Consider the following 24,048-nt stretch of genomic DNA (forward strand, 5'->3'; position numbering starts at 1 on the left):
TTTTTTGTGTTATTTAAGATGGATGGTTTTTTTACAAAACAGCATTTCTGCTGGAACATCGATCTGTTTACAGGCCTCGAGGAACTTTGTTGATTCCTGAACCTGTCTGGAATCTTCTTCATGCTCAAGTCCGTTGAAGTATTTAAAACATTTTTCCAGCCCAATCGCATAAACACAAACGTGCTTTGCATTGAAGGCTTCTACCATCGGCACAGCCTGGTCGCAATCAGAGCCGTCTAAGCGTCTTGAATTTTTAATAGCTTTAGGCACCTTTTTGGTATGCAAAGCACCATAAGCCCATGTGTATGGCGCACCAACACATTCCATACCAATGGCCAGCACGTCCAGGTTATTAAATATTTTGCCCAATTGCTCGTATAGATTGCCGTCCGGATTAGATGAGTCAGCGCCAAAAAAGCACTTCTTGCCATAGGCTTCCACATACCAGGCGGTTTTTGAGCGAATATTCAGATCGCCATGTTCACCCAGAAAAGGCAAGCTGACAATTCGGCCGTCAGGAATTTCAATTTCTTCAAGATCATCCACTTCCATCACGTCAAAATTCAGTTGCTGCAACATCAGACGCAATGAAGGATCTGCCAGCGTTCCACCATTGTTTTTTGGCACGACGACCTTTTTCGTTTTGTAGCGTAACTGCAATAGCGTTTCGATGTTGGCGTGATCCATATGAGTGTGAGTGATGAGAATATAATCTATGGTTTCAGGCAACTCGCTATAGCCAATCATAGTATCGTCATCATTGTATTCACGGGAGGCAATGATGGGATCTACCATGATGCTCACATCTTTTGTTTCGATTAGAAACCCAGCATGTCCGGTATAGGTCAACCTGACGCCTTGCCTTACCGGGACATGGTTTAAGATTGGTTTTTCCGTGGTAAACAAATCTCTGTAAAACAAACCTCCAGACTGCTCATAGTCTTTTAATAATTCGTCGATCTCTGCAGATGAGATTGGCTTTTCCCTGGCACGAAAAATCGTATCAACAATTGGCGCATTGAAATCAGCCTTTACCTGTAGGTGATTTTCGTCAGGTAAACGCGGAGTGCTCAGCACAAATGGTCGCTCCCCAACTTTGGAAAGCAGTCCAAAAGAGAGGCTTTGCAATGTAGGTTTGTAATAGGAACTTTTATACATCAAAGGTTCAATGATGCGATATGAAGGGCGGTGCTCCATATCCATAAAAAGCTCAACACAACCTTTGAGTGGGTCAGGTACTTCCGCGTAAAGATACTCGATACTTTCGCCACTGGTATGATTGTAGAGCAACTCATCCAGATGTTTGACTGCATCTGATAGCTCAATTAAGTCACCGCATTTGTTATCAAGTTCATCTATCAATTCCTGGATGTCGCTGACCTGATCTTCCGTACAATTCAAAAATTCACCACCAGTTAGTACCGACTCCTTTGAGGCAACGATATGTAATTTGTAATTTTTGACAAACGATTGCATGATTCGTCGATGAGTATTAACTATATGCCTCGCGCCGGTAACCGGAGGCAGTAAATATGGCCATGCATACCAATTATTCAATAAAGGCTCAAAGTATACTTCTGATTTAAGATAAAACTTTTCACTCTTCATTTTTAACTATTCTCTATGCATTCAAAAATAGGTAAACCCGATACCCCCTGGAAGCGGGCACCTGCTTGTTTATTACCAGTCGAATTCAAACCCTATTAACTTAAATAATTTTTTATTGTAAGGTTGATAAAACTTTGCAAGCTTTGATTTGGTTTTTGGATCTGGAGGCGGCAACTTAATTGGATTCTCGTTTGTTTTTTTGCCGTACTCTGGAATACTAATAACCGGAATCCCTAGAAATTTCTGAATTTTCTCGAGTACTGGTTGTCTATCCTGAAAGTATTCAGCGACATCCAGAACCAGTACATTTTTCCTGCCGAAGCGATTGATCCATTGTTCAACGGCTTTGTAGTAGATTCCACTTTCCAAGACCTGCGGTCCACAAACAGTTTCCATCTTAATACTTGGGAATAAATCAAGAGCACGTTCAATATACTTTGAATAATCTTGAAAATACGCCATTTTCTTGTTCTGTTTGAGCCGGCTTCCCCCAACAAAAATCTCCCACTTCCAATATGAATATGCTCTAGCAACGGGGTCTCTTAGAGTGATGATGACTTTACAATCTGGGTTTACATCGTGAAGTCTTTCTAAGACCTTTAGATTACTCAGCGTCGGTTCGAGATAACCACACCTTGCTGGCCCGACAATATTCCTCTCTAGATTTTTTTTCTCTTTCACAGTCGGATAGTACAAACGCCAATCTTTGTTCGCGTACAACCTTAGCTCTTTTGCCAGAGGATGCAGAATATTTGGATGAAGCAATAGATGACTTACCAAATCACTAGATCCACTTTTACTGGGGCCGGTCATCACATAGTCTGGCGCAATACGCTTCGCCGAAAGAAGTTTTCGCGCCAACACTCTCCATTTAGGCACAGAGCCAAAGTAATACGAAAGGAACTGATACTCGATTCCGGCTTTTATCAATCGTGGAAGGTGATGGAATAACGATTTATCGGAAAACTTAATCCTTCTAAATTCCGTAGAAAGTTCAAATGCCTTAAAGTATTTGGCCAGTTCTAAATCACTTTTTAGTTCTTCTTTATTAGATAACACCATCTGCTTCCTGGCCATGGTTCTCGATAGATGACTCTGAAGTTCCAGCACCAACTGCTGAATGTGCCTGCGATAATTGCACATTTTCCCCGGTGACTTCCTCTAGTATTTTCCCGTTTTCCATTTTCACCAACTTGTCGGCCAAATGAAAATAGCGATCGTCATGAGTGATCACGATAACCATCTTGTTGCGCTTTTTTAACTCGGGCAGAATGTTGTAATAAAATATCTCTTTAAAGCCAGGATCCTGGTCAGCCGCCCACTCGTCAAAAACATAGATAGACCGATCTTCAAGGTATGTGACTAACAATGCTAAACGTTTTTTCTGTCCCGCAGATAGATCGGTACTAGAAAATTCTCCATCCTTAATAGTCACTTTTCCCTCTAAACCTAATTGTTTCAGGCTGAGCACCGCTCGAGCATCCAATTCTTCGGATGAAAGACCAAATAGCTTAGTAAAAAGATAGAAATCAGAGTAAATGGCAGAGATTTGCTGGCGACAAGCTTGCCGATTGTCATCATTCACAACTTGATCGTCAAAATAGACATGGCCTTTCTCTGGTATGTAATGGAGGGATAATAGTTTTGCCAAAGTGGTTTTTCCTGATCCGTTGCCACCTACCAAATAAGTCACATCTCCGCGATGAATCGTTAAATCAATGGGGCCAAGATGAAACGCATGATCCTCACTTTTTAAACCGGAATAAGTATATTCCACGCCTGTCACCCTCAACTGCTGACAATCAGCCACCTCAGTTACTTTTCCTGAGGCCTCAATTGGCATTTCACTTAACAAGGCGTCTAATTTTCTTGCGCCAACGCGTGCCATTATTATGGAGCTCATTAAGTTCATAACTGTCGAAACAGGGCCCGTAAGATAAAGCAACACCATTACCACGCCTAATAAGCTTTGCTGGGAAAGCACATAATAATTAGCCATTACGTAAGTCACTATCCCGATAGCAAAAAAACTTATCAGAGTCCCGTAATTCATACCTAAACTCAAAAGAGTTCGTCCGTGTTTTTGCGCAACACTAAACCTATGTTCAAAGCTGTGGATATTCTCTGTCAGGTAAGCGTGTTGTCTGTGTTGATTTAGCTTCAACTCTTTAGCACCATACACGAGCCCTCTCATTCCTTCCTGTATACCATCAAAACTATTTCGGGCCTTGGACATATACTTCCGTCCAAATAGTAAAGGAATTCTGTATGTTAGTGCTCCGAATACAATAACCCAGATAATGAATAGGAATACTTCCAACTTTAAATAAATTAAAAAACCAAACATTCCAAATATCGTGGTAGAAGCAACCAAGATATTCGGCATTACCGAAGCACCCACTGATATCTGGCCAATATCATTATTTAAAGCTGTCAATAAACGTGATGGCCCAATCTGTTCCAACTTTTGAATAGGCAGCTGTATAATTCTCGCATAGAGCATCTTTCTTAGCCCTACAGTTGCATCTATAGAGCTTTGGGCAATCAATGATTCAGATATTACCCGGCAAAGGAGGACAAACATAACAACAGAGAAAAAGAATAAAGCCTGAGCGGGATTCGATATTTCAAATACGCCTAATAGCCAATAAGAAGACGAAAATTCAGGTTGCATCAATCGACTGAGTTCGGGCTGTAAAGACAATAGTATTAGCGGGACTATGATCGCGTATGCCAACCCGGCAAGAGAACCAAGTAGAATGGCAAAAAAGATTTTATTCGGGGATGTCGAACTTAGGAGACCAAACAATCGTATCGATGACTTCGTATTGTTTTCGACCACTTTATGGCTCCTTCTTCTCACGCGTCTGCTTTGCTGGCTCTAGTTTCAGTATTGACAGTGACTCCGAATCTTCAATAGCCTTGATATGCATTGGCCATAACTTTAGCTCCTTAAAGGGCAAAATATTATCGTCGTAATGCCTACTTATGATATTGCCACTCTGACCTGTATCGTTAATGAAGCCACTATTACTCCAATCATTTAAGTCGATTACCTGTCGAAAGTTGGCTGTTGTGTTTACTTGATATCCTTCATCGTCTAAGTAGGCCCAATTAGCACTATTTATGGAGAAACGATCCCCTCCTTTGCCGATAGATCGATTAAAAATAAAGTCTAAAAATTGGATATTAGTAAATGCCTGATGCGTGTAATTAACTGTGAGCACCTCGCCCCATGAGGTATCGGTTCCAATTTTTCGATCTATTTCCTTTATAGCTTCATCTAATGCACTCAAAGCTAGATCTTCGCATGTCTCATGTATGTTTGTATCAATCCTATCGCACCAATCGAACTGAAGGTCCTCGGCTTGATTGATAACACGCGAAATAAACTTTGGATTTCGAAGGCCAGTGAGAAATTGCAGTCGATTTGCACGTTCTTCATGTAATACACTCCCTCTTAAATCATCTCCGATTAATAATCCACGGAAATGCCTCAACCAAACCAAATAAATAACAGCTTCCGTGCTGTCAATGGATAGTGATCCTTCCCACTCTTTCAATCGGGTGATCGTAGCTCGCTGTGCCGATGTTGTAGGAGTTAAGTTTTGTAGGAATGTAAGTAATTCTTTTACTTGTAAACTTTCGGTATTCCCTTGTAGTTCGATAAAATCTTGAGCCGTCAGCTTCCGGCCATTTTGTATATGGTCTTCTAATTTTTGACTAATACCCTCGAATCGATAAGGAGCAGCCCAGAGATGCGAGACCATAAAAGGATAGTCTTCAGAATGGTTTTTGTTATTCGAGTTAGCAATGTATCCTTTATCAGGGTTTATGGTCTGCGGCGTTAATTCCAATGGAATATATCCTTCCCAGTCATAGTTTGACTGCCAGCCAGGTACGGGTAACCTGCCATCACTACTAGTTCGAATGGGAATCTTACCTCCCGCAAATAAACCTATATCTCCATGTACATCAGCATAAATGAAATTACTCGCTGGAACCGCATAGCCTTTAAAAGCTGACTTAAAGCTTGACCAATTTTCTGCATAATTAATCTTGAGAAAACTCTGATACGATTTGTCCGAGTCATCAAAACCAGTCCACCTTAGCGCTAAAGGATGCTCAACTCGCCCAATAGCATCACTTACTAATGGACCGTGTGTGGTTCTACGAACTTGCCACTTAATCGGTGGAATTGGATCAGTTAAAAACCCAGGAAAATCGGATTTTACATGAATTAGCTCCTCTTCAACCTTCATGTCTAACCACTGGCCATCTACTTCATATTGATTGTCATCTAACGGATTTGTGCGTACAACATAAATATCTTGCACATCTGCGATCATATTAGTGGTACCCCATGCTATGGATTCATTCCGTCCAGCCAGCACTACAGGAATTCCAGGAAAAGTAGCTCCAGAAACATGTAGCCGATCCCCCTGAATTTCAGCCAAATAAAACATTGTCGGAATTTGAACGAGTAGATGAGGATCACTTCCCAAAAGCGGCCGACCGCTTTCAGTAAATCGACCTGAAACGGCCCAAGCATTACTACCTAACGCGTTGTCAATAAATCCAAATCTACGCTGAAGTTGATCATTTTGTGCCAATAGCCCTAGCTGGGTTTGCCTCTCTACGAGTCCTGTAACTTTTATAGTAGAGTTGGCTTTCGCATTGACGTCCGGGAACATTTCAAACGCTTTAGCTACTCCAATCTCTTTAACTAATAAATCGAGCGCGACTTCAAAATTTAAATTGTTTCGCCCTAGATTAAAGGCCATCCATTTTGAGATTAGAAGCGAATCTGACGGCTGCCAAAGTTCGGGTTCCGTATCATGTATATAAAATTCGATCGGTAGTATATTACCTTCATTTATCCACGCATTGACGCCATTCGAATAAGACATCAAAGCTTCACGCGCGGCCAGATCTAAAGATTGCAAATCGGATTGGGCAGCATGTGAAAAACCAAGCGTTCTCATAAACTTATCACTTTCCAGTGACTCTCGCCCCTGAATCTCACTTAAGCGGCCCTGAGCTAATCGGCGATTGAAGTTCATTTGCCAGAGGCGGTCTTGTGCGTGTACGTATCCTAATGCAAAGAAGGCATCCTGATCCGTATCTGCAACAATGTGTGGAATCGCTCGCTTATCACGAACGATTTTTACAGGCGCGGTCAGTCCTTCATGATAAATTGATCCACTTGATTTGGGTAGACTTTGCAACAGAATTCCATATCCCACACCACAAGCGAGCATGATTGGGAGGAAAATCCAAGTTAGTAAACGTGATATAGTTGGGTAAGAACGCGCTAACATTTCGTGTGTTCCTTGTTGCTACTGGTTCTATTTTCGAACAATTTCTTAAATATTATTAGAGAAATTTATGCGTTCTTGATTTCAAGTTATGATCTGAAATAATTTGAGCTATATTCCAAGAAAAGAAACCAGTTCATCAAGTGATAGATAAAATCTTTCGATCTCTTCTTTCGTATTATAGATATAGGAAGAAATCCGTAGTATTTCTCCACCCATTTGGTTATCGACTACAGGCTGAGCACACATATGGCCGGTTCGGCACATGATGCCGTATGAGTCGCTCAGCGCTCGCGCGATATCGGACAAGTCATCGCAACCTTTGATTCTCAGGCTACCAATAGCACACCGATTCTCAGTTGTTTTTGGTCCTAAAATCTGAAGGTAGTCCCTATCCATAGCGCCTCTGATAATGGCTGCTGCTAACTCTTTTGTGTGTTCACGGGAGTCCTGTTCACTGATCTGATTCAAATAGGATAGAGCTGCCCCCAAACCCAACGTGGCGGCAATAGGAGGCGTTCCAGCTTCAAACTTATGTGGTATTTTGCGCTCTTGAGAACCTTCAATATCCACCCAGTCAACCATGCCTCCGCCTAACATAAGTGGACGTAGCTGATCGAGCATCTCACTTTTTCCATACAAGCATCCCACACCTGTGGGCCCTAACATTTTATGTCCTGAAAATGCTAGAAAATCGACTGGAATCTTTGATACATCTATGGATAGGTGTGGATGGGGTATAGACTGAGCGGCATCGACAATGACAATAGCGTCACAAGCTTCTTTCGCAGCTATCGCCATTTGTTTAATGGGTGCAATGTTTCCCGTAACATTTGAACAATGAGTAAGTACTACAGCTTTCGGCTTCAACTTCAACAATTCGAAATAGTGCTCAAGATTGATTCCACCATCACTATTGAGGCTGACAAGTTTCACATCAGAAACTCTTCTCCAGGGAAGTAACTGAGCGTGGTGAGAGTCAAGAAAACCAACTACAACATCTTCCGACTTTAGATTTAGGCCCTGAGCTACCAGGTTTAATGCTTCAGTGGTTCCTTTAGTGAAGACGATTTCGTTACCATAAGCTCCCAGATACTGGGCGATCGAATATCTAACTCGTTCATAGGCATCAGACGCCTCCTCTGAAAGATAATATTTTCCTCTGTGGATATTCACACCGTTCTGGGAGTAATATTCTGAAATGGCGTCTATCACCGAATGTGGCTTTAACGAGGTTGCAGCACTGTCGAGATAAGTAATACTCTGCCCGTCAATCTTACGAGCCAGCACAGGAAAATCTGCTCTACATTCCGCTATACCCATGACAATTCTCTCCTTTTCTCTTCTAGAACAGCGACACTCGACATACAAGAGATAAATTTTCCTCCTCGATCAGCAGGAAGGTACTGTGTTGCAGAGCATATAACGTTTTTGGTCTTCAATACTTCCTGAAGATCTCGAGTAAGGTTAATTTCCTGTTGCTGTGTCCATGCCTCATTACGTAAATATCGAAACACAAACTCACCTTCTTTGATCTGATTCATCTGATACATATCAATCCATGGTGCTGGTCCGACAACTTCATCGATTTCTCTCGGGGTCACCACTGAATGGTCCGACAACCAAAGCACATTTTTTACTCGACCTTCAGCGCGTGCCGATGGAGCTGGATTACCACATGGACACTCACTTCCACTCAATCGATACAGGTCTCCAGTTGCATAACGAATATGTGGAGATAATTCATCGCCAAGTGTGGTAATGACCAACTCTGCAAGCTCTCCCGGCTCAGCCGGTCGACCATCACAAATAAACTCAAGGTAATAGTCTTCGTTATTCATATGTTGATGCCCATGTGGACATTCAAAGCCGAGGTATCCTAACTCTGACATTCCGAGCATATCGGCAAAAGCTACATCCTCTCCAAAACATTCTTTTATCTGGCGTCTGGCGACCTGGGTACAAAGGGTATAGCCAGACATGATGCAGAAACCTTCTGTTTTATGAGGTGAGCGACCAGCCTTCTTCATGGCTCTTATCAAAAACGCAAAGTGGGTAGGGTCAACAAACAATAAATGAGGGTCATATTCTTCAATTTCGTCTAGCGCCATATTTACCATGTGTTCAGGTGTTGTGAGCAAATCGTGGTAAACAGGAAGTACCAGTGTTCCATCTGGTAGCATCCGGCTTTCCATTGTGCTATTTGGATTAGCACATTCAACGTCGGAACAGTTGGGGGCGGCAAATCGACAGGTTCGTAATTTTAATCCGGGCTTCCAGAGCGATGAAAATTTTGGATTTACAGATATACAACTAGCCTGACGACGGGCGAGATCATATGAAAGAACAACACTAACCAGTCTATCTCCTTCTGTGCCGGAGCTTTGGAAACGCATAACATATGGGCTTTTAAGATTGTATCCAGAAGCGATAACTCCGGCAGGGAAGGTCTGGCGGTAATCCTTTTTAACTGTTGGTGGAATTCGGGCTACGTCTGTGAGTGTTGCTATATCTTTAGGATTCAGCCCGGCCTTCTCAAGGTGCTTACGGAAAAAACGAGTGTTCTCGTAAGCATAAATTATTTCATTTTTTACTTGTTCAAACTTCCAGTTCATTACCTAAATCCAATATGCCCGAATACTTTTTTGAGATATAACTTACCCTCTGCACTTACCTCAGTGCAAAGAACATACGTGTTTACAAGGAAATTGCATGGTAAATCACGACTACCATGCGATAGTGAGTAATTAAGTACTAGTATTGAGTATCATTGTTTGTACCAAGGCAGCGATAATTTAGTTTTCATATCATTTAACGCTTGAATTGAGAAAACAGTGATATCACGCATTCAATAGATGCTTACTTTCTTGTTGTATCGGAGTTGATGATATTTCACCATCCAATAGCTTTAGCTGTGTACGGGCTCTACATGCATATTGTGATTCATGTGTCACCATGCAGATGGTTGTACCCTTTCGGTTCAGCTCATCCAAGAGGTCCATGATTTGGTCACCTGTGGTTGAATCTAGGTTTCCAGTCGCTTCGTCAACCAGCAAGATCGCTGGATCAGCAACTAGTGCACGTGCGATGGCAACACGTTGCTGTTGCCCACCAGAAAGTTGATTAGGTTTGTGTTGAATACGATGACTCATGTTAACTTTGTCCAAGCAATTTTTGACACGTTGCTCAATTTCTTTTACGCTGAGCTTGTCACTTCTGTATCGAAGGGGAAGTGCAACATTGTCAAAGACTGATATATCATCAATAAGATTAAAAGACTGAAAGACAAAACCAATCTTTTTGCATCTGATTTCAGCCGCCTCATCAAGTGATAGATTAGCTACATTCATGTCTTCAATTATATATTCACCTCTAGAAGGCATGTCCAGTAGGCCAAGGATCGATAATAGGGTAGATTTTCCACACCCGGAAGGCCCTGAAATTGAAACATAGTCACCGGTTGAAATAACCAAGCTTACGTTCTTTAGTGCGTAAGTTTCCATTTCTTCAGTTTCAAAAACTTTAGATATGTTTTCCATTTTAATTTTTATATCGGCCATGGTGCGTTTCTCCCCTACATATAATCGATTAAGTTTTCTTAAGGTTTGATAGCCAGCGTAGATTCGGTATTCGTTAAATTAGATAAATCTGAAATAATAAACACATCATTCGTACTCGCACCGGATAAAATTTCTATATAATGACCTGATTGCCGGCCAAATTCTAGTGTCTGGAGTTGTGCAGTGGAGTTTGTGTTATCCAAGCGGTATAGAGACATCTCACTGTATGGTTGAACGTTGGCAGGACGCTTGATGTAAAAAATTTGCTTTAACGTGTCTGCACTAATTGTTGCATCTACATTTAGCTGCGGTCTCGCACTAACCGGTAAATTAGCCGGCAATGAAATTTCGACCTCGACAGTATTATCCTGCACGATAGGATCAATGCGCGTAACCGTACCCGGAATTCGGTCTTGCCGGGTGTCAATCATGGCAACTTGGCCGACTGCCACCTGTTGTACCTTACGCTGAGGAACTCTGATTAGGGCAATCAGATCAGTTGAACTACCTATCAAGGCAATTTCCTGCCCAGGCGCTAGACTTTGACCAAGCCCCACAGACAATCGCTGCAACACACCTGTGAAGCTCGCTTTGACGACAAGACTATCTAAACGAGACTGGGCAATATTCAACTCGCCTTGCTGTTGCTTAAGCCGCTCCTGCTGGATATTGACAGACTCTTCATGCACAAGCTTCAGCTGCTCAATGCCTCGTTCAAGTATCTCGATACGCTTTGCCAGCTGATGTTCTTCCAAAAGCGACTCCTGATACACGAGCTGAGGGACGATGCCTTTTTTAACCAGCTTTTCTTCCGCTTCACGTTTTAGTATTGCCGCCTCATAACGAGCGTTCATTTCCGCAAGAACTGCAGTTTCGCCCAGAATCTCACGTTGATTATTTAACTTTAATTGACGTAAATTAGCATTAGCCTGAACTAGCCCCTGCTGTGCACTTTCTAATTCCTGCATCAGCTCAGGATTTTCCAAACGTACGATAACGCTTCCACTAGTGACCTCGGCCCCCGGCTTCAGTAAAATCTCCTTTACTGTGGCCGGAGTTAATGACGTTAAAAGCTGCTGTTTATTCGAGCTTAAGACCCCATAGCCCTCAGTGATAACTTCCAGATCTCCCCTCTCAACACGTTCAAACAGAATATCGCTCCGAGATACTGATACTGTACTGGAGGTAAATAGCATCCATGCAATCAAAATTATAGCAAAGACTGATACTGCTAAAAAAAACTGATACTTTCGTATGAGAAGCTTATTTTTTGACTTCTTTTTAATTACATCCATTTACCATAGGTCCCTAGTTGCCTTACTCGATCAGCAGAGGCTAAACCAATTTGAAATAGTCCAAATTTTCAAACTACTAACTTCCTCTGAGGGAATGGATTGGTCGGGCATTGATAATGGTGCGCAATGGCCAGTAGCAAGCAAAACATGTCATGAGAGTTATTAGTACAATAGTGCAAACAAACAGTGGGATAAGCTGCGCATTAATATAATTGACCAACTCTGCTGAAAAACCTAGATATAGCGCGAACACAATCACAAAACTAATAACAAAACCAATTGCCATTGACCCAACATTGTCTTTTACAACCAAATGAATCACATCCTTCCGTTGTGCACCAATGGCTAAGCGAGTCCCTAATTCAAATCTACGCATCTGGGTTGCATAGGCGAGAATGCCATACAGGCCGATTGCAGCCAGGAAGAAAGTCAACAGCGCCAATACAGAACTTGTAATTGCCGTTGTATACTGAGTGAATAATAACTTGTCGCGTTGGTCATCCAAGCTCTCTAGTTCCGATACGAAAAATTGACTACCAATATCTTGTACTATAGTTGCTGCTAACTCGCGAGATACAGACTGGTTAGATTTCAGCTTCAGTAAAAACTGTGGCCTGGAGTCTGCCATTGGCAGGTAAGCCCGCATTGGAATATCCCTTTCTGTCGGCATTTTCACACCTTTTACGACACCGCTTACGGTATACACGACATTTGCTAGCGATATTTTGGCACCAAGCACACTGCCTTCAGAAGCCAATTGTTCGGCGTAAGTCTCATTAACAATGATCAAGTTATTTTCATTTCTATAATCGGATTCGCTAAAAAAATCCCCCTGTGTCAAGGGTTGCTCTATTAATTGAAAATACCGGTCATCAATGTACTTGGTTCGCACCAACGAACGCTCTTGCGTGCCCTCAATCCCTTGATTGATGCGCCTCGCTGCACCAAGTGGAAGTACAGACTGAGACACATCATCAACTTGTGGTAATGCCAGCAATCTTTCTTTGAGTTCGAGCAAAAGTGATTTACTTTCCTCGTGCGACATATCACTTGCAGAGTTTATTTTTAAAGTGAGAGCAATGATATTTTCGGTTCGAAAACCAAGTGGTTCGTTGATTATTTTCAGTGAGTCTCGCAGCAAACCTAAATTCACAAACACAATCAACGTTACGATACTAACTTGAGAAATAATCAGCCATCGCCGAACCTTGTTTGAGACCTGAATACCGGTGCCCTTACCACTGGACTGTAAAGTATCATTAAGTGCACGATAATTGATCATACCTGCACTTATACGGGCAAAAAACAGCCCAAGTAAAAGTGCAATAAGAAGCGCACAGCTAAGAGTGAAACCATTAATTGCTACCTCATCGACACGTGGCAATCGTGATCCCAAGTAGTGCTGTAGTAATGAAAAGCCTCCACTTGCAATTAGGAGAGCAAAGATCGTAGATATAAAGACCAGCAAACCAGACTGAGCAAAGAGATTATGGAATATATGTTGCTTACGTGCTCCTAGCGCAGCCTGGATGGCCAGCTCTCGTTGCTGGTCCGCAGTGCGCGACATAAAAAGATTAGTAATATTTGCACAAGCGATAAGAACTAACCCTGCAATGCCAATCAAAAGCAACAAAACTGTATTTCTACTATCACCTAAAATAGCATCCTTGAATGGCTGTAATTCAAGCTCTAGTGTCCAGTTTTCGAAAGCAGAATCATTGACATTTTCTCTCCAGAAACTATTAAAAGGAATCGTCAGGTCTTGCTCGATCTGGGAACTGCTAAATTTACTATCAAGCCTCCCAACCAAACGTGAACTCACGCTAAACGACCCAAAACTCTCTCTACGAGGAGCATCAAGAGTATTGAAATCCCAGGGCAGAAAGATGTCAGTTTTCACTCCGATACCAGCGAGCTGGGGCTCAATGAAACTCTCAGCCAGTACACCAACAACTTTGAAGTTGGTGCCTCCTAGAGTAACAGTCTCCTGTAAGATATCGCTGTTACCGCCAAATTCATCCTGCCAAAAATCGTAGCTCAAGATTGCCACTGGGTTATAGCTATCTTTCTCTTCGGTTCCTTCAAACGTACGCCCGATGGTAACCTTACTATTCAGCAGAGAAAACCAGCCTGGCGTTACATACGTGCTTCTTACGCTAGGCTGTGTCGGCTGTGAGCTGAGGACCCCATCTTCATAGCGAACTAATGCAGACTGAGAGAACACATTTTGGTTTTCAAAAATTTGAATCAAGCTAGGATAACTATAAGCACGTGCAATCACGCCTTTATTCTTATCAACTATAACTGAGTTTAGTTGATACAAATTCTCCTGGTCGGGGTAAGGCAGAGGTTTGAAAGTCACCACATAAGCTAGAGTAATAATGCATAGCAAAGCACCCAGGGCAACTCCCAATGTGGCCACCACCGTTAGCAAAAATCCTTTCTTGCCATTAAGCCCAGCCCATGCTTGCTTGAGCAGATAGACACCATAGCTCATCGAGTTATTCCTATCTTTATTATTCAAATTAAAAACTTATAAAACCAACGTATTACAAACTGGTTTTCAGACTAACTGATCACAATAGCGACATGGGTAACTTGGGCGAATTACAGGAGCTACTCCACATTTCCGCATGACTTCCCCCCTGAAATGGCGGAGCTACTCCAGCCCTTCGGAATCTATTTAAGCGATTCATCGTGTGCGGATTCTGCTTGGTAAATTTCCACGATTCACTTGCAGCAAAGTAATGATTCCCTAACTAAATTTTTTTTATTTTTCTTAACACCATGACCCACCATGGCTGAACGTTCACGCTAGCACATAATTCATCCTCAAACAAGCCCATCAAAAACGCCCTCCATGAATTAAGTCACACTTTTTCGTTGAAAGCAGCAGGTTTGTCTGTTCTGAGAATGCCGAGCTTCTTTGTAGACAGTTGGCTCAGTGCGATTTCTTGTCCGCAACAATTAATTCGAAAATCTTCTGAATGTCAATTACACCGCATTACACTTCTGACTTTCAGTTGCTGAGGGCGATTCGCGAACACAAGACTTTTGTTACTTTGTATCTGTTAATGGCCATCTAAACTGACCCGCTTCGGCCAGTAATTTTGACCTACCCCAGGTGGCCCCCGGCCACCATATCCTGTAACCCTCCCCACCTTAAAAACAGCCAGGGGAACGATCATTGAAGGAGCGGGTTGTGATTTACAAAATCAAAGGCCTGCACGATAGGGGCCAGAGACTCTCAATCCGGGCCATTGCCCGGGAGGTGACCCCTCCTATAATACCGGCCGCAATTACCTCGCCATGGACGAGGCCGCCATCGATGTGGCTCAAGCCAATCCGCCTCGCACCAAGCGGCTGGACGAGCACTGCGACTACTGATTCATCAGCTCAAGGCTTACCCAAATTCAGTGCAGCCAAGCTGGCTCGCCATTTGCGCGACAAGGTCGGTGCCTTCCCCGCCTCCGAGGGTAGCAACTGCCGCTATGTCCACGCCCTGAAGCAGAAAGTCGCCGCCGGTCAGTGACGCTACTACGAGCCGGTGTTCGACGCCGTCCCCGGCGTACAGTGCCAGCTAGACCCCGGTGAGCTTCACGGAGTCTGGGAGGGGCGACCAGGAGCGTACGCTGCACTTCGTGTTGTTTGTACTTTCCGGCTCGCGCCTGATGTATGTCGGCCTGTCGTTCCAGCCGCTGGACACCGAGACCTTCATCCAGCTGCACGAAGAAGCCTTCCGCTACTTGCGTGGCATTATCAAGGAGTCCATCTACGACCAGACCAAACTGCTGGTGATCGATGAACAGTACCGGGAGCTGAACCTGAATCAGCGCTTCCACCGATGCGCCACCAGTGCCGGTTACTGTATCCACGCTTGCGTTGGCTACGGCCCCGTGAGCAAGGGCAAGGTGGAAGCCGGGATCAAAAACGTAAAACAGGATGCCCTCTACGGTGGGAGTTTCGCCGATAAGGTCGTCGTGTGCGCGACCTGTACGACTGGCTTGCGGCCGCCGCCAATGCTCGCGTACACGGCACCACTGAACGCACCCCCCTGGCAACAACACTTCGACACCGACGAGCGGGCGCAACTGCGCCCGCGCCTGATGCCGGACAGCCTGCTGCGCAAGCCGCCGGCCACCGACACACGACGGGCTGCCAAAACTGGGCTGATCACTTGGAAAGCCAACAAATACTCCATCCCAATGCCATGACGATAAGCGCAGGTGGGCGTCTAGGGGCGGGTCGAAGTGCTGCACCTCCACGATCTGGAAACCGGTGACGAGATCGCCCGCTATCGTCTCTGCCATGAAAAACGTCGTATCATCAAAAGCAACCACCACTACCGCGGTCCAGCACAGCGTATCACCGACCTCGAAAAGGCCTTCGGTGACCTGATCCTTGGGGAGCTGGCCACGGCGCTCTGTCGCCTGCTCAAGGAATCCTCACCGCGGATCTACAAAGACCTGTTGAAAGCCCACGGCCTCACCGATCCGGATCGCCTAGCAGATCTGCTGCAACACTCCCGGCTCAACGGCAGACCTGAGTGCGTGCGCCCAACATGGCCGCCCCAGCGGACAGGAGGTGCCCTTGCGTCTGCTTGAATGCACCACCGCACAGTACCGATCCCTACGTCTGACCGCCCCCAACGGCCTGCCGAACCTACTCGCGGAAGCGGAACAACAGGAGCTACACTACCTGGACTTCGCCCAGCGCCTGATGAATTACGAGATCGCCGTGCGCTCCGTACGCGCATCGAGCGCCACCTCAAGCAGGCCCAGTTCCCGGCGGAGAGGCCGCTAGAGAGCTTCGACTACCGGCACAGATCACCATCAACAAACGCCAGGTGGACGCCCTGGTGGACTTCAGCTCTATCGACCAGCGCCATAACCTCGTGTTCATCGGTCCAACCGGCGCAAGGCCCCTCTGGCCATTGGCATTGGCCAGAAAGCGAGCCAGGCAGGCTTCAAGTTCCTGTTCCGCACCGTCCTGGCACTGATCCATGAACTGGAGCTGGCGGAAATGAAAGGGGAGCTGAAAAAGCGCCTGACCCAGCTGGTGAAGTACGACGTACTCGTTAGCGATGAACTAGGCTACTTACCCATGACCCGCCAGGCCTGCAACAAGCTGTTCCAGCTAATCAACAGCCTGTATGAGTACAGCTCAATCATCCGGAACACCAACAAGGACTTCACCGCCTGGAGTAAATTCTTCCACGATGACAACGTGGCTGCGCCATTATCGACCTGGTCATCCACCGCTCACACACCTTTATGCTGGGAGGAGAGATCTATCGACTAAAGCAAAAAAAACCAGTTAGACCGCACCGGGAGGGTCAATTTTATTGGCCGATGGTGGGGCAAAATAGATGGCCATTGACAACAGGTAATGAACTCCCGCAGTCCGATCAAAACCGTGAACATAAGGAGGTGTGCACGATGTTTGATGTTTGAACAGCCGTCTTGCGAGTATTCGATGATGTAGATAAAGCTAGGGGTTGGGTCCGAACTGTCGTACCTGCTTTAGGGGGCGCACCAAGCACCCTGCTCCTCTCCGAACATGGGCGCTAAGAAATACTAGATGTACTAAATCGAGTCGAGCGAGCTGACTTTGCCTAAAAGGTAGTAGATCCGAAAGGGGCCCACTGAAAATCTATTGTGGCACTGGAAAGTCAATACACCAGATACTAAGTTTTTCACCGGCGTCTCCGCGGTAAGTATCCAGGAAGTGGCAATCTCCCATAACGGCAGGCATTGGCACGTAGGAATGCCCCATATACACAGAGTCAATGCCCTCGATCTTGAATGGACGAATAGCAGAGGGGTGAATTGCTGCTACGATTTCAGGTTCAGCCAATGAGGCTCCGATTGACCACGCATTATCTAAGAGATGCCAAAATCTTGATCTGACGCATCCACTCTCATATCTCGGCTTATTGCGCATCACGCGGCCGATTTCTTTGCCAGAAATATTGTATGTCGCGCACCCTTGCCCGGGCGCTCGCGCACTGTCTTGACCTCAACTTCAAAGCCGGTCTTCTTCAGTCTGTGCACGTACATGCTGTCGGGCCCAGCCGACCACACCGCCAGCATGCCACCCGGCGTCAGGCTGTTGTAGATACAGCTGGTGCCGTCGAGGGAGTAGAGCCAGTTGTTGTCGCTGTGAGTCAGCCCCTCGGGGCCGTTGTCGACATCCAGCAGCACGGCATCATAGTCACTGTCGTGCTGTTCCAGTAGCTCACGCACATCACCGATATGCACGGCGCAGCGGCTGTCGTCCAGGGGCCGACCGGCGCAGGCCCCCAGAGGCCCGCGGTTCCACTCCACCACCTCGGAGATCAGGTCGGCGACGATGACCTTTGCATCAGGCGGCAGTACTTCGAGGGCCGCGGCCAGCGTGTAACCCATGCCCATGCCGCCCACGACCACCCTGGCCTTTTTGTGCTGCTTCAGGTGGGCGCAGCCCAGCAGCGAAAGCTCCCGCTCACTGTTAAAGCGGCGACTGTTCATCAATTCGCCACGGGGGCCGGAGAGGGAGATGGAGAACTCCTGGTCGCGCTGGCGCAGTTTGAGCAGGCCGCCGTTATTGGGAATCTGGGCGGTACCGAGTTCGATCCAGGGTTTCATGACGCTTACTCGCAGTGGCGCTGGGGAAAGGGCGAGCAATGTAACATAAAGCCTCGCTGATGGAGCGGGCTCTAGGTCTACTATCATTCACTTCTAGCCACACCATTGACCTGCCCTGCTTAGAGGTGCCAGAGTAATGCCGAAAACCCCCATCAATGGCGTTGATCTCTACTACGAGTGCCACGGCAAGGGCCAACCGCTGATGCTGGTCGCCGGTCTCGCCAGCGACTCCCAGAGCTGGTTGCCGATGCTGGAAGCGCTCTCGCGACACCACCTGGTTATCGTTCCGGACAATCGCGGTGCCGGCAGAACGGTGCCGCAGGATTGCGAGAACAGCATCCGGCATATGGCCGACGATTGCATGGCGCTGCTCGACCACCTGCAGCTGCCCTCCGCAACCCTGCTCGGGCATTCAATGGGCGGCTTCGTGGCACAGGATTGTGCCATCCGCTATCCCGCGCGCGTGCCCCGGTTGATTCTGGCCGCCACCGCGCCCTGTAATTCCGAGCGGAACAATATGCTGTTTCGCGACTGGGCCCGCTACCTGAAGTCGGGTATGGACCCCGAACAGTGGTTCCGGAATCTCTATTACTGGATATTGTCCGGGCACTTTTTTGAAGACCGGGAAACATTGAAGGGGGCATTGCGGTTTGCATTGGACTACCCCTGCCCGCAGAGCGAAACGGCCTTCGAGAAGCAGGTCGAGGCCATCGCCGCATTCGACTGCCGGGACAGGCTGGAGGATATTCAGGCAGTGACGTTGATCATCTGTGGCAAGGAAGACCTGCTTTTCCCACCGGAAGTCAGCATCCGTGATTTCCAGGCGATCGGAAATAGTAGTATCAGCGTTATCGAGGATGTGGCGCACTCCATACCTATGGAGAGCCCCGGGGCGCTTGCGGATTGTATCCTGCAGTTCCTGGACGATGACTGACTGCAACGCACGGCACTGCGCTCGGTGCCACTCCAACCCCCTGGAAATACGATGGTCCCGGTTTGCGATAACTGCGGAGGTCAGTACCCGTAGGCGCTTTTCCCGAGCACCTCCGGGTGCGCTACCAAGTAAGGTGGGCGACGGGCTACTTCTACACTACCCCAGCGAAACCTCCCCGTCCGGCAGTGGCGCGCCGTCCGCGGCCTTCTCCGCCCCCTCCTCCGGCGCTATCAGGCTGACGACCTGCCAGCCGGCCTCGAGCGCAAATTCGTGCGTGACAGTACAGATATGGATCTTGCCCTGCGGGCCGAGCGCATAGAGTGGCGTGGCGCGGTTGCCGTAGGTTTCCCGGTAGTCCTCGATGGTGAAGGTCTCTGTCAGGCCCGTGGTCCTGATGGTTGCCCCCTTCGCTACCAGGCTGGCGAGGCGACTGTAGGTGGCGCTCTCGGAAAACAGTGCCAACTTCCTTGCGTATTCCTCCGATACCCGGTGGCTGGCCCGCCCCTCTTGTGCGCCCTGGCTCAGCCCGAACACCGAGCCACCGCCGAGTAGGTGCTCGAAGTGGTAGGTCACCAGCGGGTTCAGCTGCTTGTAGGGTGACAGCACCAGCACCTTGCCCACCGCGGAAAGATCCAGGGTCAGGCTGGCGTGCTCCGAGATAGGATTGCCGTAGTAGGTGGGAATGCCTTCCATGCGCGCCTCGCGTATGGCGTCCCAGTTGGTATCCGCAATGATAACGGGAACCTCCTTATCCACCAGGTCTTTTGCCAGCAGGCGCGCGAACCTGCTGCCGCCGAATATAAGGTAACCGTTGGGATAGGGAGCGCGGACGCCCAGCAGTTTGGCAATGGTCTTGGAGGTGAGGCTCTGCAGGACCACGGTGGCAATAATTACCAGAAACACCATCGGCACCAGCAGCTCGGAATTTACCAGCCCAAACGACTCCAGTTTCAGGGCAAACAGGGCGGACACCGCGGCGGCGACTATGCCCCGCGGCGCAATCCAGCTCAACATGGCCAGCTCGCGCCAGTTCAAGCCCGACCCGGGTGATGACAGGAACACGGACAGCGGCCTGGCGATAAACATGATCGCCGCCAGCACCACCAGCGCGCCCCAGCCCAACTGCGCCAGCGTGAACAGCTCCACCCGCGCCGCCAGCAGTATAAACAGTGCCGAAATCAGCAGTACGCTGAGGGTTTCCTTGAACTCGAGAATATCGTCGACATCCAGGCCCTTCATGTTCGCCATCCAGATACCCATCACGGTCACCGTGAGCAGGCCGGATTCGTGGGACATCAGGTCGGAGGCGGCGTAGGCACCGAGCATCAGGGTGAGCACCGCGGTGTTGCGCAGGTAGTGCGGTACCCAGTTGTTCCTGAGCAGCGTGCCGAGGAAATACCCCATCAGGGAGCCGAGCCCAAAGCCGATGGCCACGACCTTCAGCAGAATCACCAGCGTATGCTCGAAGGCACTCTGCGCGGCGACAACATACTCGTACACGAGGACCGCCAGCAGCGCGCCGATGGGATCGATAACAATGCCCTCCCAGCGGAGGATATTGGAGATACGGGTGTTGGGGCGCACCGAGCGCAGCATGGGCACTATGACCGTCGGCCCGGTGACCGTGACAATGGCCCCGAACAGCGCCGCCAGCTGCATGGGCATGCCGAGCACATAGTAGGCGGCGGGCGTGGCGACCAGCCAGGTCACCAGCGCGCCCAGCGTACACAGGTTGCGCACCATGGTGCCGTGCCCGGCGAGATCGGAGAGCTTGAGTGTCAGCGCTCCTTCAAACAGGATAATCGCCACCGCCAGTGAAACGAGCGGGAACAGCAGGTCGCCGAACAGGGCATCGGGGTCGAGTACGCCGCTTATGGGCCCGAGGGCGAGTCCGGCCAGGAGTAACGGCAGTATCGCCGGCAACTTGAGTCTGTACGCGAGATACTGACATGCAATCGAGACGATGCCCACCATCACCAACAGGGCCATTGGGTTAGAGAGAATCTGTTCCATAGTGATGAGCAGCCGATTGCAGTTTGTATGGGGGCGCGCGTATAAGTTAGTGAATCGCCACTGAAATTCAGCGCCTCGGGCATGGTAGCACGCGATACTTTACGAGTGCCCTCTCCCGCTTGCCACTGCACTCAAGCGCGCCTGCCCGGCAAAGCGGCGCAGACAGCTGGAAGTTGTCGTGGGCACCGGCGCCATTGCCCTGTAAGATTGCCTTTGCCAGTGGCCTCTCTGTGGGGCCGGGGCCTTCATCAAATCCCTTTGTCGGAGTCACCATGAGTCAGTCTGATCGTCGTTCCTGGCTGGACAATTTACCCGCGGCCTTCCAGGCCTACCGCAATGGCCGCAGACTGGATGAAGTGGAATGCATAGTTCCCGACCTAAACGGTATGTCCCGCGGCAAGGCAATGCCAGTGAAAAACTTCTCACCGGACAAACCCATCTTCCTGCCGATTTCCATTTTCTACCAGACCATCACCGGCCAGGATGTGGAGATGGACATAGTCAACCAGTGGGCCGAGAGCGACATGGTACTGGTGCCGGATATGTCGACGGCGATGGCGGCCCCCTGGGCCAAGCAGCCGACGCTGCAGATCATCCACGACCTGCAGGATTTCGACGGCAGGCCTGTTTCCTGTGCGCCGAGGAATATCCTCAAACACGTTATCGGCCTGTACGAACAGCGGGGCTGGAAACCGGTAGTCGCGCCCGAGCTGGAGTTCTACCTGACCCAGCCGAACACCGACCCCAACGAGCCGATACAGCCACCGGTCGGTCGCAGCGGACGTTCCGGTACGGCGCTGCAATCCTACTCCATGTCTGCCGTCGATGAATACGGACCGGTAATCGACACCATTTACGACTATGCCGAGGCCGCCGGCCTGCATATCGAATCGGTGATCCAGGAGGATGGCGCCGGGCAGGTGGAGTTCAACCTCACCCACGGCGACCCGCTGTTACTGGCCGACCAGGTCTTCTATTTCAAGCGCATCATCAAGGAGGCCGCACTCAACAACGGCATCTTCGCCACCTTTATGGCCAAGCCCATGCGCGACCAGCCCGGCAGCGCCATGCATGTGCACCAGAGCGTGGTGGATATTGCCAGCGGGCGGAATATTTTCTCCGATGAGCGCGGCAATGCGACCGACCTTTTCCGCCATTTTATCGGCGGCACCCAGAAACACCTGATCGAGGTGATGCCGTTTATTGCACCGAACGTCAATTCCTATCGGCGCTTTGAATCGGCGGCCAACTCCAGTGCGCCGACCAACCTCGCCTGGGGCCATGACAACCGCGCCACGGGATTGCGGGTGCCGCACTCGGGCGCCCAGGATCGCCGCCTTGAGAACCGCGTGATCGGCGTGGACACCAACCCCTACCTGTCGATTGCGGCGAGCCTGGTTTGCGGATACCTGGGGATGGTGAACAAAATTGAACCGGGCGCGCCGGCAGAGGGTGAGCTGGATGACGAACAGCAGGCGCAATCCTACATTCCCACCACCTTCGACGAGGCACTGCGTATTTTTGAGGATGCGGATGAGATTCACCAGGCGCTCGGCGGGGACTTCTGCCAGCTGTATGCGGAAGTCAAAAAGGAAGAGCTGCGCCAGTTCCACCGGGAGATATCACCGTGGGAACGGGAATACCTGTTGCTGAATGTGTGAGGGATTTCTTGGATACTACATTGTACCCGCAGGCCATGCCCAAGCAATACACTCGATCAATAGCATAGGCGCTTTCAGAGCGATTCTTAAACCAGACATATTTGATGCCGACTCCAAATTCATGTATGAATGGTATTACTAACGGAAGCGCCCTCAGTGATAAGGGCTCCCAAGGCGCTGTAGCCGCCAGCCATGAGAAAGGCGAACTACAGGTTTTTCAGATAGAGCGATGAGTAGTTACTGAACCGTTAAGAAGTCCAACAGGATACGCAAGCCGACAGCATAGGCATACTCAACCATTGGCCCTGCGGTCCCGGAATTTTGTATCAGCTGGCACAGAAATCTAAGAGTGACCAATTCCAACATAGAACAAATAAAATTTCTGGTAGCCAGCAACTGCTTGATGAACAATCCCATCTGAAGTCAATTAACAGATACTCTATAAATCATATGGAACAGGTTAACAGGATATTATTTCGCATGCTTCTTGCCTCATTTATGCTCGTAGCTGTTGGGGCAAAATCAGATATCTATTCATGGGTAGACGAGGACGGAAAAAAGCATTTTGGTGATAAGGTTCCGAAGAAGTACCAGAATCAAGCCAACCCTGTTGCACTGAGTGTTCACAAGCCGAGCAGTGAGGAAATAAAGGCTGCGGAAGACCGATACAGGGAATCCAGAAAGGTAACGAGAAGAATCGAGCGTGGCCGGAAAGCGGCCGATCTTCAGCGGCAGCTACCGGTACTGCCAAGCAGAAAGGCGAAAACAGAGACAGCCCCAAAAACACAATTCCAGGACGAGCACGAGCAAAAATTGGCAGAGTACAATGAAAGCGTCAAGTGCTTTGAACTCTGCCGAGTTGAAATTCCAAAATTCCCATCCGGAACTACCTTCGATATGTCCTATTGTGGACACTGCAAGGATTTACCCAAGCCGAAGAGGGATCCTGACTAACATACACTCACGCGCAGAGTATGAAGATCAATGGAATGAAGGGGGCGACAAGACGTAGAGGAATAAAGTGTGTAGCCCC

19 protein-coding genes are annotated in these 24,048 nt (G+C 48.2%); 8 read left to right on the plus strand and 11 right to left on the minus strand.

Annotated elements, in window-relative coordinates; genetic code table 11:
* Positions 1 to 9 precede the first annotated feature (9 nt).
* From IG627_RS16005 to IG627_RS16045, 9 genes are all read right to left on the minus strand, one after another.
* Positions 10 to 1,608: an MBL fold metallo-hydrolase gene (locus tag IG627_RS16005; protein ID WP_193193447.1), complete on the minus strand. Its 1,599-nt coding sequence runs from the start codon at positions 1,606 to 1,608 to the stop codon at positions 10 to 12.
* A gap of 72 nt (positions 1,609 to 1,680) precedes the next feature.
* Positions 1,681 to 2,685 (minus strand): sulfotransferase domain-containing protein, encoded by a 1,005-nt coding sequence (locus IG627_RS16010; RefSeq protein ID WP_193193449.1) that lies wholly within the window; start codon positions 2,683 to 2,685, stop codon positions 1,681 to 1,683.
* Positions 2,657 to 4,450 (minus strand): cyclic peptide export ABC transporter, encoded by a 1,794-nt coding sequence (locus IG627_RS16015; protein ID WP_193193451.1) that lies wholly within the window; start codon positions 4,448 to 4,450, stop codon positions 2,657 to 2,659. The genes IG627_RS16010 and IG627_RS16015 overlap by 29 nt, the downstream gene beginning before the upstream one ends.
* 1 nt (position 4,451) lies before the next feature.
* Complete coding sequence (locus IG627_RS16020) at positions 4,452 to 6,929, minus strand: penicillin acylase family protein (protein WP_193193453.1); 2,478 nt, start codon at positions 6,927 to 6,929, stop codon at positions 4,452 to 4,454.
* Positions 6,930 to 7,037: 108 nt separating this feature from the next.
* Positions 7,038 to 8,249 (minus strand): aminotransferase class V-fold PLP-dependent enzyme, encoded by a 1,212-nt coding sequence (locus IG627_RS16025; RefSeq protein ID WP_193193455.1) that lies wholly within the window; start codon positions 8,247 to 8,249, stop codon positions 7,038 to 7,040.
* Positions 8,240 to 9,541, minus strand: coding sequence for a phenylacetate--CoA ligase family protein (locus IG627_RS16030; protein ID WP_193193456.1), 1,302 nt, complete (start codon positions 9,539 to 9,541; stop codon positions 8,240 to 8,242). The genes IG627_RS16025 and IG627_RS16030 overlap by 10 nt, the downstream gene beginning before the upstream one ends.
* 225 nt (positions 9,542 to 9,766) lie before the next feature.
* Positions 9,767 to 10,486 (minus strand): ABC transporter ATP-binding protein, encoded by a 720-nt coding sequence (locus IG627_RS16035; protein ID WP_193193458.1) that lies wholly within the window; start codon positions 10,484 to 10,486, stop codon positions 9,767 to 9,769.
* A 38-nt stretch (positions 10,487 to 10,524) separates the two neighbouring features.
* A complete protein-coding gene (locus tag IG627_RS16040; RefSeq protein WP_193193460.1) occupies positions 10,525 to 11,781 on the minus strand; it encodes an HlyD family secretion protein in 1,257 nt (418 codons plus the stop codon).
* A 76-nt stretch (positions 11,782 to 11,857) separates the two neighbouring features.
* Positions 11,858 to 14,278 carry an ABC transporter permease gene (locus IG627_RS16045; protein WP_193193462.1) on the minus strand — a complete coding sequence of 807 codons (2,421 nt, stop codon included), beginning with the start codon at positions 14,276 to 14,278 and terminating at the stop codon, positions 11,858 to 11,860.
* Between the two features lie 1,144 nt (positions 14,279 to 15,422).
* On the opposite strand from IG627_RS16045, the gene IG627_RS21320 reads away from it, so the two are divergent.
* From IG627_RS21320 to IG627_RS21330, 5 genes are all read left to right on the plus strand, one after another.
* On the plus strand, positions 15,423 to 15,995 hold the full coding sequence (locus tag IG627_RS21320; RefSeq protein ID WP_377483178.1) for a hypothetical protein: 573 nt from the start codon (positions 15,423 to 15,425) through the stop codon (positions 15,993 to 15,995).
* 36 nt (positions 15,996 to 16,031) lie between these two features.
* Positions 16,032 to 16,385: a hypothetical protein gene (locus IG627_RS21325; protein WP_377483175.1), complete on the plus strand. Its 354-nt coding sequence runs from the start codon at positions 16,032 to 16,034 to the stop codon at positions 16,383 to 16,385.
* Positions 16,372 to 16,584 (plus strand): hypothetical protein, encoded by a 213-nt coding sequence (locus IG627_RS21205; RefSeq protein ID WP_319024590.1) that lies wholly within the window; start codon positions 16,372 to 16,374, stop codon positions 16,582 to 16,584. Before IG627_RS21325 ends, IG627_RS21205 begins: the two co-directional genes overlap by 14 nt.
* A gap of 123 nt (positions 16,585 to 16,707) precedes the next feature.
* On the plus strand, positions 16,708 to 17,082 hold the full coding sequence (locus tag IG627_RS21210) for an ATP-binding protein (protein ID WP_377483208.1): 375 nt from the start codon (positions 16,708 to 16,710) through the stop codon (positions 17,080 to 17,082).
* A 161-nt stretch (positions 17,083 to 17,243) separates the two neighbouring features.
* Entirely contained in the window at positions 17,244 to 17,351 is a 108-nt protein-coding gene (locus IG627_RS21330) for an antitoxin Xre/MbcA/ParS toxin-binding domain-containing protein (RefSeq protein WP_193193464.1), read from the plus strand.
* A gap of 372 nt (positions 17,352 to 17,723) precedes the next feature.
* Here the strand turns inward: IG627_RS21330 and IG627_RS16065 are convergent, their stop codons facing one another.
* Complete coding sequence (locus tag IG627_RS16065) at positions 17,724 to 18,407, minus strand: spermine/spermidine synthase domain-containing protein (protein WP_193193466.1); 684 nt, start codon at positions 18,405 to 18,407, stop codon at positions 17,724 to 17,726.
* A 136-nt stretch (positions 18,408 to 18,543) separates the two neighbouring features.
* Between IG627_RS16065 and IG627_RS16070 the strand changes: the two genes are divergently transcribed.
* Positions 18,544 to 19,341: an alpha/beta fold hydrolase gene (locus tag IG627_RS16070; protein ID WP_226865286.1), complete on the plus strand. Its 798-nt coding sequence runs from the start codon at positions 18,544 to 18,546 to the stop codon at positions 19,339 to 19,341.
* A 156-nt stretch (positions 19,342 to 19,497) separates the two neighbouring features.
* Here IG627_RS16070 and IG627_RS16075 read toward each other — a convergent pair whose 3' ends face one another.
* Positions 19,498 to 21,354, minus strand: a complete 1,857-nt coding sequence (locus IG627_RS16075; RefSeq protein WP_193193468.1) for a cation:proton antiporter — start codon at positions 21,352 to 21,354, stop codon at positions 19,498 to 19,500.
* Between the two features lie 272 nt (positions 21,355 to 21,626).
* Here IG627_RS16075 and IG627_RS16080 point away from each other — a divergent pair, with 272 nt between their 5' ends.
* On the plus strand, positions 21,627 to 23,015 hold the full coding sequence (locus IG627_RS16080) for a glutamine synthetase family protein (protein ID WP_193193470.1): 1,389 nt from the start codon (positions 21,627 to 21,629) through the stop codon (positions 23,013 to 23,015).
* Positions 23,016 to 23,465: 450 nt separating this feature from the next.
* On the plus strand, positions 23,466 to 23,969 hold the full coding sequence (locus tag IG627_RS16085) for a DUF4124 domain-containing protein (RefSeq protein WP_193193472.1): 504 nt from the start codon (positions 23,466 to 23,468) through the stop codon (positions 23,967 to 23,969).
* Positions 23,970 to 24,048: the final 79 nt, after the last annotated feature.

It is taken from the genome of Microbulbifer taiwanensis (assembly GCF_014904815.1).
Taxonomy (GTDB): domain Bacteria; phylum Pseudomonadota; class Gammaproteobacteria; order Pseudomonadales; family Cellvibrionaceae; genus Microbulbifer; species Microbulbifer taiwanensis.

Bases quoted from the DNA above. Each gene is read 5' to 3' on its own strand.
- IG627_RS16025 (WP_193193455.1), bottom strand. From the start codon at position 8,249: ATGGGTATAGCGGAATGTAGAGCAGATTTTCCTGTGCTGGCTCGTAAG.
- IG627_RS16075 (WP_193193468.1), bottom strand. From the start codon at position 21,354: ATGGAACAGATTCTCTCTAACCCAATGGCCCTGTTGGTGATGGTGGGC.
- IG627_RS16035 (WP_193193458.1), bottom strand. From the start codon at position 10,486: ATGGCCGATATAAAAATTAAAATGGAAAACATATCTAAAGTTTTTGAA.
- IG627_RS16030 (WP_193193456.1), bottom strand. From the start codon at position 9,541: ATGAACTGGAAGTTTGAACAAGTAAAAAATGAAATAATTTATGCTTAC.
- IG627_RS16085 (WP_193193472.1), top strand. From the start codon at position 23,466: ATGGAACAGGTTAACAGGATATTATTTCGCATGCTTCTTGCCTCATTT.
- IG627_RS16005 (WP_193193447.1), bottom strand. From the start codon at position 1,608: ATGAAGAGTGAAAAGTTTTATCTTAAATCAGAAGTATACTTTGAGCCT.
- IG627_RS16010 (WP_193193449.1), bottom strand. From the start codon at position 2,685: ATGGCCAGGAAGCAGATGGTGTTATCTAATAAAGAAGAACTAAAAAGT.
- IG627_RS16020 (WP_193193453.1), bottom strand. From the start codon at position 6,929: ATGTTAGCGCGTTCTTACCCAACTATATCACGTTTACTAACTTGGATT.
- IG627_RS16070 (WP_226865286.1), top strand. From the start codon at position 18,544: ATGCCGAAAACCCCCATCAATGGCGTTGATCTCTACTACGAGTGCCAC.
- IG627_RS16045 (WP_193193462.1), bottom strand. From the start codon at position 14,278: ATGAGCTATGGTGTCTATCTGCTCAAGCAAGCATGGGCTGGGCTTAAT.
- IG627_RS16040 (WP_193193460.1), bottom strand. From the start codon at position 11,781: ATGGATGTAATTAAAAAGAAGTCAAAAAATAAGCTTCTCATACGAAAG.
- IG627_RS16065 (WP_193193466.1), bottom strand. From the start codon at position 18,407: ATGAAACCCTGGATCGAACTCGGTACCGCCCAGATTCCCAATAACGGC.
- IG627_RS16080 (WP_193193470.1), top strand. From the start codon at position 21,627: ATGAGTCAGTCTGATCGTCGTTCCTGGCTGGACAATTTACCCGCGGCC.